The following is a 14005-nucleotide window of genomic DNA, read 5'->3' on the forward strand; positions in this document are numbered from 1 at the left end:
AATTTGTGAAGTTGACCGATAAGCCGGGTTCTGTCGTGGACAATCATTCATCTAGGCCAGCACTTGCGCACTGGCTCAAGCAACCTACCCGGGTTCGATACGGGCCGTACCTAGTGAACCCCTATTTGGCCTTGCTCCGGGTGGAGTTTACCGTGCCACGAACTGTTACCAGTCGCGCGGTGCGCTCTTACCGCACCCTTTCACCCTTACCTGATCCTGCATAAGTAGGCCATCGGCGGTTTGCTCTCTGTTGCACTAGTCGTAGGCTTTCACCTCCCAGACGTTATCTGGCACCCTGCCCTATGGAGCCCGGACTTTCCTCCCCTCTATCTATCATCCACAAGGGATAATGATAAAGCAGCGATTGTCTAGTCAACTCCGCGGCGGATTATAAGGGGTTTGCCTGACGATGTATAGGCGTTTACTGATTATCTGTCTTGTTTATCAGCAACTGTCATTATCTTCATTTTGTCCCAGAGCATGACGATAAAGTGCATTTTTCTTCACACCATGAATCTCTGCTGCCAATGCAGCAGCTTTCTTCAGCGGCAATTCTTGCTGAAGAAGTTCCAGCGTTCTTAATGCCTCTGGAGATAAAGCATCATCAGCGGTTTTTTTATAACCTTCAACAATCAATACCATTTCACCACGGCGGCGGGTTTCATCTTCTTTAATCCATACCAGAAGTTCACCTACCGACATTCCCTGAATTGATTCCCAGGTTTTTGTCAGTTCCCGCGCCAAAACGACATAGCGTTCAGCCCCCCACACTTCAACCATATCTTCTAAACTATCGATCAAACGATGAGTAGATTCATAAAAAATTAAAGTACGTGGCTCCTGTTCCAAAGCCCGTAAAGTATCTTTCCGACTTTTACTCTTAGCAGGCAAAAATCCTTCATAACAGAAACGATCAGATGGCAAACCAGCAGCAGACAATGCAGTTATAGCTGCACAAGGCCCTGGAAGAGGGACAACGTGAATACCTGCTTCACGGCAACGACGAACGACATGATAACCAGGGTCGTTAATCAATGGGGTTCCCGCGTCAGAGACTAATGCAATGCTCTTCCCCTGCTGAAGTGTTGTAATTAATTGATCTGCTTTCTGCTGTTCATTATGATCATGAAGTGCGAACATACGCGCATTAATGGCAAAATGTTGAAGCAACAAGCCCGTATGTCGCGTATCTTCGGCCGCAATCAAATCGACATGCTTAAGAACTTCAAGCGCACGCTGAGTAATATCGCCCAAGTTTCCAATGGGGGTTGGCACAACATATAGCGTGGATGTCGTAACCACTGCTCGATTGGGTTGATTCATTGTTTCATCCGAATGACCGATTTAAAATTGAGCATCTTTGAAAAAAACATCGCTGGATACAGTATGCTTTCCTCAATTTTTGTGCGTATCAAAACTGGTTTAGTCTGTTCAGCTATGCTGGCAGTTATAATCATCGCAGGGTGTACCATGCCTGACCAACAAGGGCAACAACCTTCGCAAACTCTGGACAAAGTCAGTACAGAAATCGCCCATTATCAATCCATCATTGATGCTGCCAATGGCGAACCTTCTCTTGATGTCATCCGTGCTTATATCGCTCAGGAACCTCTTCTGAAAGATGATACGATTCATCAAAAAAACATTGATGATACCTGGCAGATACTAACCCGCTTTTCTCCGCAAGATAGCCGTGGGTTAGTCATCAACGCTGATGAAAATGTTCTGCAAGGCTGGCTAGACTTACTCAGTACCTATCAGGATAACAAACAGGACTCCGACAAACTACAGGCAGCTATTCGTGACTGGAAAATTCGTTATCCGCAAAACCCGGCAGCACAATCACTTCCAACCCAGTTACAACCTGAAGCCACCCAACCACAAGGTACTAACGCCCGTATTGCACTGTTCCTACCATTAAGTGGTCAAGCAAAAGTATTCGGTGAAGCAATCCGTCAGGGTTTTCTTGACGCTCAATCGGGTTTACCAAGCCTACCAATGCCTACAGAGAATCCGGCAAGCTTACCTATCAATGAAGCTACACCGGCTGAATCAGCAATACCAACCGTTCAGTCAACGCTTGCCATAGCAAATACACCAATTAACACGCAACCAGTCAAAATCTATGACACTGCAAGTCAGCCATTAGAAAATTTATTCATGCAGGCTGAACAGGACGGGATGAATTTAGTTGTCGGACCGCTACTTAAACCTGACGTGGTTAAACTGGTTCAGATTAATACTCCACTAAACATGCTGGTGCTGAACGAATTAGATAATGCACAACCCCAACCCAATATTTGTTATTTTTCTTTGTCACCAGAAGATGAAGCAAAAAATGCCGCAGAGCATATTTGGCAGCAACAGAAACAGAATCCTCTGATACTGGTTCCTCGCGGTAGCTTCGGTGACAGAATTGCTAAAGCATTCGCGGAAGAATGGCAAAAACAAGGTGGTCATGCCGTTTTGCAACAAACCTTCGGCTCTTCTGCCGAACTGAAACAATCAATTAACAGAGGTATTGGTATTCGTCTAACTGGGACTGCCGTTGTTGTTCATGTAGCAAATCAGCCCATACCAACCACTATAGGTAATCAGGAAATCCCTCAGATAAATACAGATGTGGTTTCCACCTCTGATGGTGCAGTAGATGCAGTTTATATTGTTTCCACCTTGGATGAACTGACTCTGATTAAGCCAATGATTGATATGGCAATCAGTTCCCGCAATAAACCTGCTCTATATGCAAGTTCCCGTAGTAATCAGGCCGGTGCTGGTCCTGATTTCCGTCTGGAAATGGAGGGAGTACAATTTAGCGACATTCCATTAATAGCAGGTGCTAACCTGCCACTGATGCAGCAAGCAGCCGGTAAGTTTGCGAACGATTACTCTCTGATGCGCCTTTACGCTATGGGTATTGATGCCTGGTCATTGGCAAATCAATTCAGTCAGATTCAACTTCAAAGTGGTTTCCATCTCAATGGTGCTTCCGGTATGCTATCTGCTCAAGAAAATTGCACGATTTTTCGACAGCTCCCATGGATGCAGTATCATCATGGTCAAATCATTACCATTTAATTTAACCGTTGATTGCCGCTTGTTATCAGGCGGCATTTAATTTAAGCAATCCATTTCAAAATGAAAATAAAAAAGCCGACAAGTTATTTGCTGGGACGCAGCTATGAAACGCAGGCAAAGTTATTTTTACAAAAACAGGGACTATCTTTTATCGCTGCGAATGCGAAAGTACATGGTGGTGAAATTGACCTGATTATGAAAGACAAGCAGACTTGGGTCTTTATTGAAGTCCGCTTTCGTAAACTAGAGCAGCATGGCGATGCGCTCTCGACAGTCACCCGTAGCAAGCGTAAAAAACTATTACACGCTGCCGCAGTGTGGTTATATCAACGAGGCGAATGTTTTGAAACTACTTCTTGTCGCTTTGATATTTGTGCTATTACTGGTCAAAGATTTGAATGGTTACCAAATGCCTTCAATCAAAATGAGTTCACTCGTTAAAATGATACTGAGTAGGTTATAAACGTGCTGGATAGAATTAAAGTCTGTTTTACGGAAAGTATTCAAACTCAGATTGCCGCTGCAGAAGCATTACCTGATGCTATCTCTCGTGCTGCAATGACGATGGTTGAGTCATTACTAAATGGTAATAAAATCCTTTGCTGTGGCAACGGTGGTTCAGCCGCAACTGCACAGCGGTTTGCTGCCAATATGATCAACCGGTTTGAAACTGAGCGTCCAAGTCTTCCTGCATTATCACTTAACGCAGATAATGTGGTAATAACTGCGATTTTAAGCAGTAAACAGCATGATGAAATTTATGCTAAACAGGTTCGAGCATTAGGTCAGCAAGGTGATGTGTTATTAGCTATCTCCACTCATGGTAATAGCCGTGACGTTGTTAAAGCTGTTGAAGCTGCTGTAAACCGAGATATGACGATTGTCGCCCTTACTGGCTATGATGGTGGTGAACTTGCTGGTTTATTAGGGCCGCAGGACGTGGAAATTCGTATTCCATCTCATCGCAGTACCAGAATTCAGGAAGTTCATATGCTAACAGTTAACTGCCTATGTGACTTAATCGACAATACACTCTTTCCCCATCAGGATGACTAAGGAACCAATAATGCGATTTCTCTCCCTATTAACTACGGTTTGTGCCGCGGTAATGTTACAAGGATGTATTGGTGCTACGGTAATAGGTTCTGCCGCCGTAGCGACTAAAACAGCCACTGATCCCCGTACTATCGGCCAACAGGTCGATGATGGCACACTGGAAGCACGTGTGAGTAATGCGCTTAACAAAGATAAACAACTCAAGGAACAAACCCGAATTATTACTACTGCCTATCAAGGGAAAGTTTTGCTGACAGGTCAAAGCTCAGATTCAAGCCTTTCAGACCGTGCTAAACAAATAGCATCACGTGTTAACGGAACGCAGGTTATTTACAATGAAATTCGTCAGGGTAAACCTGTTGAATTGGGTACTGCGTCTAAAGATACTTGGATCACCACCAAGGTACGTTCAAAAATCCTGGCGAGTGACTCAGTTAAGTCTTCCAACATAAAAGTTGTTACGGAAAACGGTGAAGTCTTTTTGCTGGGAATTCTGACTAAGCAAGAAGGCAATGCCGCAGCAAAAATTGCCAGCGAAACTGACGGTGTAAAACGGGTAACAACTGCATTTACTTATTTAAATTAAGTATGTTACAGGGGTGATATATAATAAAACTTTCCCCAGATATATTGAGCCGCGCCCACTCTTTGGCGCGCGCGCTTTACTCTTTTATCGCCCAACGTCAAACCTAGTGACTTTGCTACCCTTCCCTTAATTATTTTTCATTAACTCATTTTTCTTAAGATAACTCACTCCTCCCAACAGCCTCATTTGCCGCAAAATCCATTGTTGACGCTGTAAAACATAAGCTGAAGGTGCATTAACTTTATAACGGTGTGGATTAGGCAATACTGCTGCGAGTAAGGCTGCTTCTGACATTGTCAATTTACTAGCCGATTTATGGAAATAGTGTCTGGATGCCTCTTCAACACCAAAAATACCCTCCCCAAATTCTGCAATATTAAGATAAACAGTTAGAATTCTGCTTTTTGTCCATCCCAACTCAATGGCAAAAGTCATCCCTGCTTCCAACCCTTTCCTCAACCAGCTACGCCCATTCCACAAAAATAAATTTTTAACTGTTTGCTGAGAAATTGTTGAAGCCCCTCGGAGTCTTCCCAGGTCATTCTTATTATGCTCAAATGCCTTTCCGATAGCATCCAAGTCAAATCCCCAATGCTGCGGAAATTTTTGATCTTCCGCAGCAATAACAGCTAATGCGATATTTGGCGATATTTGCTCTTGCTCTATCCAGATAGAACGATAAACATAAGAAAAATTAAATGATAACCAAGCATTAATCTGACGCTCAACCATAACCATAGATAATGGCGCTGGCAAAAATGAAAATGCAACAACAGAAACTATCCATAAGATAATGACTGAAATCACGATTTTTTTAAGCCAGAGCCATAAAAATTGCAAAGAATTTCGCACTTAGTTACTCAGTCATTTCCAATACTTTTCTGACAAGTTTATCAATTCCTTCCTCTGCCTGAGAGATAGATTCAGCAAGCATATAGGCTGGAGTTGTAACAATTTTATTTTCTAAATCAACAACAATATCATTTACCTTACAAACTATATGTATTCCCCCCATTTTCTCTATTTGGGCAACTGTGTCGGGATCATCACCAATAGTTAATTTCACCGGTTTATTAAGTAGTTTCGGCAACATAACGGGAGCAATGCACATAAATCCCATTGGTTTATGTTGTTGGTGCATAGCTCTCACTAAACTTAATAAATCTTTATTGATTTCGCAGTCAACTTCTTTAATCGCAAAGTCACATAAATTCTTTGCAACACCAAATCCCCCAGGAATGATCAGGGCATCAAACTCATTTGCATTTGCATGTGACAAAGGCTTGATTTTTCCTCTTGAAATACGCGCAGATTCCTGTAAGACATTACGTTTTTCACCGGTTTCTTCACCATTAATATGATTAATAACATGAAGTTGTGGATCATCAGGAGCCAAAAAGCATGTCTTAACACCTGAACGATCTAAAGAAAGCATTGTTAATACTGATTCATGAATTTCACTACCATCAAATACACCACATCCACTTAAGACAACCGCAACTGATTTCATACCTCACTCCATTTGTAGTAGATTATTGCTTAACCCTTTAGGGGGTCAAACACCAATCTTCATCACAGATTTTAATGAATCTTGTAACAAAAAATCTTATCTTTGCTATGTTGGTACTTGTATGATGTACGGAGAATTCCCCATTTACTCGCCCCAACAAAGATGTATTAGATAGGCGTGTAAAAAGTTTTCCCTGGTGTTGGCGCAGTATTCGCGCACCCCAACCTCGGTTGGGGTTATTTTTTTTCTGCATCTGCCAACCATTCCCCTAAAATTTCTGTATCGTTTCTCCATTCTTGTTTTAACTCATCAACCCATTCCTGAACATTATCCCACCATGCGGGTAAATCCGGTGATTGGATCTGCTGAGCCAGTTGCTGTAAATGACGTAATCCGACCGAACCTGCGGCACCTTTTATCTTATGGGCTTCCTCCGTAATGCCTTTCTGGTCTTTAGCTGTCATATTCGAATCCAAAACAGATAGGTACCCCGGCATCATCTTTTCAAATACACTTAAACTATTGCGAATCAATTGAGGGCCAACGAGTTCTATGTATTGATTAAGCATTTCTGTATCAAGTAAATCTTCATCTTTTTTCATCAATCCCAACTCATCTTCCTTTGGCTTCATACAATATACAGACTGCTCTCCCCAGAATTGTTCAATAATGGCAGTTAACGCATTGACAGAAAGTGGTTTACTCAGTACTCCATCCATACCCGCATCTAAATATTCTTTTCTATCTTTTAAAACATTAGCAGTCAGCGCAATAAGTGGGGGCAGCCCCTGTTTGGTATAACGCTTACATAATTCACGAGCGATATCTAATCCGCTCATATCAGGCAGTTGAATATCAAGTAATACCAGATCAAACTCTCCCGGCTGGAACACGGCAAGAGCATCCTTACCATTCATTACTACCTCTACGCTGTTACCCAACTTTTCCAGTACTGAGCGAGCAACTATGACATTCAGCTCAATATCTTCTACCAACAGGATATGCAAAGCCGGAAGGGGATAATCTTCTGTATCTTCTTCACATGGAAGGTGCTCCTCCATAGCAGGCGCAATGATAGACAATGTGAATCGAGAGCCTTTTCCCGGCTCACTTTCCACCACAATATCTCCTCCCATACTTTGGGATAAGCGTTTGGATACAGCCAATCCAATACCCGTTCCTGTTGCTGGACAACCACCACTACTGCCTTTCACCTGATAATACATCGCAAAGATCTTCTCCTGCTCATCAAGAGGAATACCAATCCCCGTGTCAGTGACTTCAAAAAGCAGACGATCTCCTTCTTCATACCAGATTCGAACATTAATCTCGCCTTCTTGGGTGAACTTCACCGCATTACCAATCAGGTTCCATAAAATTTGGCGTAAGCGAGTACCATCTGTGAGAATTTTAGCGGGTAATGGCAATGCGGGTTCCATGACAAATCTAATACCTTTTGGCTGCACAAGAAGCCCAGAGAGGTTTTCGAGATCGGACATAAAACCGGTAAAATCAATTGGCTGATTATCAATCTGCACTTTGCGCCGCTCAATTTTATCCATTTCTATAATGTCATTAAAAATATTACCCAGCGTGATAGCACTGACATGAATCGTTTTCAGATAATTATTTTGCTCAGGAGTCAACTCAGTATCGAGCAAGATGCGGCTCAAACCAACAATGCCATTTAAAGGCGTACGAAGCTCATGGCTAATCGTAGAGATAAAAGTCGTCTTATCCCTGCTGGCATTCTCCAAAGCGTCCTGATAGCGCTTACGTTCCGTTATATCGCGCCCAAACCCCATAAGCCCATGTCTCTTTCCTACCCGATCATAAAAAGGGACTTTCCGCAGTTCAAAACAGGCTTTTCGGCCATCGTGATAAACCAGCCATTGCTCATAAGTCAGCGCAACGTTATGACGGAATACTTTTTCATCAGTTTCCATCACCTTACGAGCAACCTCTTTGTCATAAACATCATGGGGTGTCAGACCAATAAGCTGTTTCTGACTTTTGCCCGTCAGCAATTCCATGGCCCGGTTACAACCAGAGAACTCATTATTTTCATTACGGTAATAGACCAAGTCAGGAGAAGCATCGAGAAAAGATTTCAGTAATACCGATTGCTGTTCCAGTTCAACCTGGGTCTGCTCACGGTGTTTCACCTCTTCTTGTAATTTATCCAACAACATCAGATGCGCCTGCTCTGCTTTTTCTCTTTCTGAGATCTCCTGATTAAGCTTAATAATGTTATCTTTTAATTGCTGATTAAGTTCTCTATCGCGCTGACGCATAACTTCCAATTTTTCAACTAATCTGGATAATCGTTGTCGGGATTCTTCAAGCTGCTCAACAACAACCGAAAGGAAATAGACAGCCCAGGGAGTAATCAATAGACCAAAGAAGATTGAACGGACTAAATCAATACTTTGTACTCCTCCCTGAAGCAGGAAAGTCACTACCATCTGTACACCCATGGCAAGAACCACCAATGCAGATGCAAGCAGTAATGAGAAGCGAACTAACCCCAATTTCATCATTAAATCAACATAATATTGGGCCAGGCCCCTGAGCAACTTCATAAAGACTCCTGTTCATATGACCAATCCAAATCATACCGTAAAAAACCGACTACTTCGTTGAAGGAATACAGAAATTGTTGACCCGATAAAACAATAGTATTACGTAATAGTTTAGGTTATAACTTCCCAAATATTATTCTGGCTTTTCATCTTTGCCGGCCTTTTTTCACAATCCAAATATGAATATATAATCATATTGACCGCCAAAATAAGCATAAAATTCTTTTTTACCATGTTGATAACCACGATGAGGATAAAACTTTATTCTTATAAAGAAATAAAAATATATATTAATACTATATAGTTTTAGTTTGTCAGACTTTAAATCTGAAAAATAAACATTTAACAGTATATATAAAACAGATATCACACTAATATTAGTGAGATAGCTCACATTAAAATTCCAACATGATCTATATCACACAACACCAACATTACATTTTTTACTTAAAAATCATAAAATTAAATCAACATTTTACCGATTTCAGCCTTATCCCGGCAATATTTGACCTGATTTACATTTCTCGTTAATTTGGAAAGCCACTGGAAATCATCAGTCAGATCCTCATCTGAACCATAATTATGCAGTGACACAATATTGTTTGTATCACCTATTTCTAACAAACAAGTGATAGTTGATTAAGGACGCAATTCAGACACCCGTAAAAACATTAATCTCACAAATTTTTGTGAGTTTCTGTGAGAGTCGGACAGAACCTGGGGAGGTTCACTATGCTATATAACAAATCTCAAGAAAAGGATAACTGTGGTTTTGGACTGATAGCCCATATCGAAGGGGAGCCAAGCCACAAAGTCGTTCGTACCGCTATCCATGCACTGGCGCGCATGCAACATCGTGGTGCTATCCTGGCAGATGGTAAAACAGGTGATGGTTGTGGTTTATTACTGCAAAAACCCGACCGTTTTTTTCGTATGGTCGCGCAGGAGCAAGAGTGGCGTTTAGCTCGTAATTACGCAGTCGGTATGTTATTTCTCAGCCAGAACTCTCAGATTGCACAAGCCTGCCGGGAAATAGTCGAACAGGAGTTACAAAATGAAACTCTGTCAGTCGTTGGCTGGCGTGAGGTACCGACCAACATTGATATTTTGGGTGAAATAGCCCTTTCAAGCCTCCCCCGTATCGAACAGGTTTTTGTTAATGCTCCTGCTGGCTGGCGCGCACGAGATCTAGAACGCCGTCTCTTCATTGCCCGCCGCCGAATAGAAAAACGCATCAGCGACAGTGACTTTTATGTTTGCAGTTTGTCCAATCTGGTCACTATCTATAAAGGATTATGCATGGCGGCAGATTTGCCCCGCTTCTATCCTGATCTAGCTGATTTACGTCTAGAATCAGCTATTTGCTTGTTTCATCAACGTTTCTCAACCAATACAGTCCCACGCTGGCCACTAGCACAACCTTTCCGCTATCTCGCTCATAATGGTGAAATAAATACGATAAATGGTAACCGCGAGTGGGCACGGGCAAGAGCCTATAAATTCAAAACTCCGCTTATTCCTGATTTACAAACTGCCGCCCCTTTCGTAAACGAAACAGGATCAGACTCCAGCTCACTCGATAATATGCTAGAACTGTTTCTCAATGGTGGAATGGATCTCATCCGTGCTATGCGGCTACTGGTTCCTCCTGCATGGCAAAACAACCCTGATATGGATGAGGATCTGCGAGCTTTCTTTGACTTCAACTCCATGCACATGGAGCCATGGGATGGTCCTGCCGGTATCGTCATGTCAGATGGCCGCTATGCTGCTTGTAACCTAGATCGTAATGGCCTGCGCCCGGCACGTTATGTCATCACAAAAGATAAACTGATCACCTGTGCTTCCGAAATCGGTATCTGGGATTATCAGCCAGATGAAGTAATAGAAAAAGGACGAGTCGGTCCCGGTGAACTCATGGTGATTGATACCCGCCAAGGCCGCATTCTTCATGCAGAAGAAACCGATAACGACCTGAAAAGCCGCCATCCATATAAAGAATGGATGGATAAAAACGTTAAACGCCTTACCCCATTCGAAGAATTACGACAAGATCAATCGGGTCACCGGGATCTGGACGATCAATCCCTGGCGGTTTATCACAAGCAATTTGCCTACAGCAATGAAGAATTGGATCAAATTATCCGTGTTCTGGGAGAAAACGGCCAAGAAGCAACAGGTTCAATGGGTGATGATACTCCGTTTGCTGTATTCTCCAGCCGCCCACGAATTATTTATGACTATTTCCGTCAACAATTCGCTCAAGTCACTAATCCACCCATCGATCCACTGCGCGAAGCACATGTTATGTCTCTCACAACCTGCATAGGACGTGAGATGAATGTATTTTGTGAAGCGGAGGGACAGGCACATCGGCTAAGTTTTAAATCCCCGATTCTGCTCTACTCTGATTTTCATCAATTAACCACTCAGCAGAGTCCACATTACCGCACAGAACGCTTAGACTTAACGTTCAATCCACAGGAAACCCATCTGCACAATGCCCTGCTTGTACTGTGTGACCAGGCTGAACAACTCGCCAGAGATGGTGCGGTACTACTGATATTATCTGACCGCAATATTACACCAGAAAAATTACCAATACCCGCCCCCATGGCTGTTGGTGCTATTCAACATCGTCTGGTAGAAAAAAGTTTGCGCTGTGATACCAACCTGATAGTAGAAACAGCCAGTGCCCGTGATCCGCATCATTTCACTGTACTACTGGGATTTGGTGCAACAGCTATCTACCCCTATCTGGCTTACGAATCACTGGCAAAAATGGTCGATAATGGCACGATTAACAAACCTTATGCTGATGTCATGCTCAACTACCGCAATGGCATCAATAAAGGGCTATATAAAATCATGTCGAAAATGGGTATCTCGACGATTGCTTCCTATCGTTGTTCTAAATTGTTTGAAGCCGTTGGCTTACATTCTGAACTCACTGAGTTTTGCTTCAACGGTGTCATCAGCCGGATTGGAGGGGCTAACTTCAGTGATTTTGAGCAAGATCTGAGAAATTTATCCAAACGGGCATGGCTTGCCCGCCAGCCGGTTGATCAGGGAGGATTGCTAAAATATGTTCATAATGGCGAATATCATGCTTATAACCCAGATGTCGTAAGTGCTCTACAATCTGCGGTTCATAGCGGTGAATACAGCGACTACTTGAAATATGCTCGTCTGGTTAATCAGCGACCCATTACGACAATCCGTGATTTGCTGACGATAAAAACAAAAGATGAATCTATATCCATAGATGAAGTGGAATCAGCCGAAGAGCTGTTTAAACGCTTTGATACTGCCGCGATGTCGATTGGTGCATTAAGCCCTGAAGCACACGAAGCTCTGGCTGAAGCAATGAATACACTAGGTGGCTTTTCCAACTCTGGTGAAGGTGGAGAAGATCCCGCGCGTTACGGTACAAAAAAGGTTTCCCGTATCAAACAAGTTGCTTCCGGTCGATTTGGCGTGACACCCGCCTATCTGGTCAACGCTGATGTGATTCAAATTAAAGTAGCACAAGGCGCTAAACCTGGGGAAGGAGGGCAGTTACCAGGTGATAAAGTGACACCTTATATTGCAAAATTACGTTATTCCGTACCAGGTATCACACTCATTTCTCCACCACCACATCACGACATTTACTCGATTGAAGATCTCGCTCAGTTGATTTTCGATCTAAAACAGATCAACCCCAAGGCATTGATCTCAGTAAAACTGGTTTCAGAACCGGGAGTTGGCACAATTGCAACCGGTGTTGCTAAAGCTTATGCCGATTTAATTACTATCGCAGGTTATGATGGCGGTACTGGTGCTAGCCCATTGTCATCTGTGAAATATGCCGGATGCCCGTGGGAATTAGGATTAGTGGAAACCCAACAAGCTCTGGTTGCCAACGGATTACGCCATAAGATCCGCTTACAGGTAGATGGCGGACTGAAAACAGGCGTAGACATCATCAAAGCAGCCATTCTTGGCGCTGAAAGTTTCGGTTTCGGCACTGGGCCAATGGTTGCCCTTGGATGCAAATATCTGCGTATCTGCCATCTAAATAACTGCGCAACGGGTGTCGCAACTCAGGATGAAAAATTACGCCGTGACCACTACCACGGATTACCTGAACGGGTCATGAATTATTTCCGTTTTATTGCCCGTGAAACCAGAGAGATCATGGCTGAATTAGGTATCAGAAATCTGACTGATCTGATAGGCAGAACTGATCTACTTGAAGTATTGGAAGGCATCTCAGCAAAACAAAGCAAATTAAATCTTGAACCTCTATTGGCAACAGCGGAACCACATCAGGGCAAGACATTATATTGCACTGAAAACAACCCACCATTTGATGATGGAGTCCTGAATCAAAACTTACTGTCTCAAGCCGTCAGTTATATTGAAAATCAAAAAAGTAAAACTTTCTATTTTGATATCCGTAATACCGATCGCTCAGTCGGAGCTTCTCTTTCTGGCTTTATTGCTGAGCGATATGGTAATCAAGGGATCGCAGCGGCTCCAATAAAAATTCATTTTAATGGCACTGCGGGTCAAAGTTTTGGTGTTTGGAATGCTGGCGGCCTGGAACTCACACTTATCGGTGATGCCAATGATTATGTCGGTAAAGGCATGGCGGGTGGCTGTATTGTAATACACCCACCCGTGGGATCTGCCTTCAAAAGCCATCAAGCAACCATTATTGGTAACACATGTCTCTACGGTGCAACCGCAGGCAAGCTGTTTGCTGCCGGGCGTGCCGGAGAACGCTTTGCCGTTCGCAATTCAGGTGCGATTACCGTTGTAGAAGGTATTGGAGATAATGGCTGCGAATACATGACAGGCGGTATAGTCTGTATTCTCGGACGTACTGGAATAAACTTTGGTGCAGGAATGACCGGCGGCTTTGCTTATGTTCTGGATGAAAATGCTGATTTTCGCAAACGAGTTAATCCAGAATTAGTTGAAGTACTGGCAGTAGATACCTTGGCTATCCACGAAGAACATTTGAGAGGGCTTATCACTGAACACGTTCTTTTGACCGGTTCCCAACGTGGTGAAGATATTCTTGCTAACTGGCAACAGTGGCTGAGTAAATTTGCACTTGTGAAACCCAAATCCAGTGATGTAAAAGCCCTTCTGGGACATCGCAGTCGTTCTTCCGCAGAATTGCGAATTCAGGCGCAGTAAGGA

The 14005-nt window shown here is 43.1% G+C and carries 9 protein-coding genes and 1 other RNA gene; 5 read left to right on the plus strand and 5 right to left on the minus strand.

Translation table 11 applies throughout. The features are described 5' to 3' along the window. Positions 1 to 3: 3 nt before the first annotated feature. An RNA gene (rnpB, locus tag EAE89_RS14145) (RNase P RNA component class A) lies at positions 4 to 380 on the minus strand. A 64-nt stretch (positions 381 to 444) separates the two neighbouring features. After that, positions 445 to 1323 (minus strand): 16S rRNA (cytidine(1402)-2'-O)-methyltransferase, encoded by an 879-nt coding sequence (rsmI, locus tag EAE89_RS14150; RefSeq protein ID WP_054480235.1) that lies wholly within the window; start codon positions 1321 to 1323, stop codon positions 445 to 447. A gap of 63 nt (positions 1324 to 1386) precedes the next feature. Between rsmI and EAE89_RS14155 the strand changes: the two genes are divergently transcribed. Genes EAE89_RS14155 through dolP form a run of 4 tightly spaced genes read left to right on the plus strand, consistent with a single transcriptional unit; the run spans position 1387 to position 4720 of the window. Then, positions 1387 to 3078: a penicillin-binding protein activator gene (locus EAE89_RS14155; RefSeq protein ID WP_072161906.1), complete on the plus strand. Its 1692-nt coding sequence runs from the start codon at positions 1387 to 1389 to the stop codon at positions 3076 to 3078. A gap of 60 nt (positions 3079 to 3138) precedes the next feature. Then, the gene (locus EAE89_RS14160) at positions 3139 to 3519 is read left to right on the plus strand and encodes a YraN family protein (protein ID WP_054480237.1); all 381 of its coding nucleotides are present in this window, start codon (positions 3139 to 3141) and stop codon (positions 3517 to 3519) included. Positions 3520 to 3543: 24 nt separating this feature from the next. Further along, on the plus strand, positions 3544 to 4134 hold the full coding sequence (diaA, locus tag EAE89_RS14165) for a DnaA initiator-associating protein DiaA (RefSeq protein WP_036768385.1): 591 nt from the start codon (positions 3544 to 3546) through the stop codon (positions 4132 to 4134). A gap of 10 nt (positions 4135 to 4144) precedes the next feature. Then, entirely contained in the window at positions 4145 to 4720 is a 576-nt protein-coding gene (gene dolP / locus EAE89_RS14170) for a division/outer membrane stress-associated lipid-binding lipoprotein (protein WP_214086095.1), read from the plus strand. A 126-nt stretch (positions 4721 to 4846) separates the two neighbouring features. Here the strand turns inward: dolP and mtgA are convergent, their stop codons facing one another. The 3 genes from mtgA to arcB all read right to left on the minus strand — a co-directional run bounded on the left by mtgA (position 4847) and on the right by arcB (position 8812). After that, complete coding sequence (gene mtgA / locus EAE89_RS14175) at positions 4847 to 5572, minus strand: monofunctional biosynthetic peptidoglycan transglycosylase (RefSeq protein ID WP_214086096.1); 726 nt, start codon at positions 5570 to 5572, stop codon at positions 4847 to 4849. Between the two features lie 4 nt (positions 5573 to 5576). Continuing rightward, on the minus strand, positions 5577 to 6230 hold the full coding sequence (elbB, locus tag EAE89_RS14180; protein ID WP_054480240.1) for an isoprenoid biosynthesis glyoxalase ElbB: 654 nt from the start codon (positions 6228 to 6230) through the stop codon (positions 5577 to 5579). Between the two features lie 236 nt (positions 6231 to 6466). After that, the gene (gene arcB, locus EAE89_RS14185; protein WP_054480241.1) at positions 6467 to 8812 is read right to left on the minus strand and encodes an aerobic respiration two-component sensor histidine kinase ArcB; all 2346 of its coding nucleotides are present in this window, start codon (positions 8810 to 8812) and stop codon (positions 6467 to 6469) included. A gap of 732 nt (positions 8813 to 9544) precedes the next feature. Between arcB and gltB the strand changes: the two genes are divergently transcribed. After that, positions 9545 to 14002 carry a glutamate synthase large subunit gene (gene gltB / locus EAE89_RS14190; protein WP_149617011.1) on the plus strand — a complete coding sequence of 1486 codons (4458 nt, stop codon included), beginning with the start codon at positions 9545 to 9547 and terminating at the stop codon, positions 14000 to 14002. Positions 14003 to 14005 lie beyond the last annotated feature (3 nt).

It is taken from the genome of Photorhabdus heterorhabditis, assembly GCF_018448905.1.
GTDB classification, from domain to species: Bacteria; Pseudomonadota; Gammaproteobacteria; order Enterobacterales; family Enterobacteriaceae; genus Photorhabdus; species Photorhabdus heterorhabditis.

Excerpts from the sequence above, each read along its gene's own strand:
- rsmI (WP_054480235.1), bottom strand. The coding sequence starts at position 1,323 with ATGAATCAACCCAATCGAGCAGTGGTTACGACATCCACGCTATATGTT.
- EAE89_RS14155 (WP_072161906.1), top strand. The coding sequence starts at position 1,387 with ATGCTTTCCTCAATTTTTGTGCGTATCAAAACTGGTTTAGTCTGTTCA.
- EAE89_RS14160 (WP_054480237.1), top strand. The coding sequence starts at position 3,139 with ATGAAAATAAAAAAGCCGACAAGTTATTTGCTGGGACGCAGCTATGAA.
- dolP (WP_214086095.1), top strand. The coding sequence starts at position 4,145 with ATGCGATTTCTCTCCCTATTAACTACGGTTTGTGCCGCGGTAATGTTA.
- elbB (WP_054480240.1), bottom strand. The coding sequence starts at position 6,230 with ATGAAATCAGTTGCGGTTGTCTTAAGTGGATGTGGTGTATTTGATGGT.
- arcB (WP_054480241.1), bottom strand. The coding sequence starts at position 8,812 with ATGAAGTTGCTCAGGGGCCTGGCCCAATATTATGTTGATTTAATGATG.
- gltB (WP_149617011.1), top strand. The coding sequence starts at position 9,545 with ATGCTATATAACAAATCTCAAGAAAAGGATAACTGTGGTTTTGGACTG.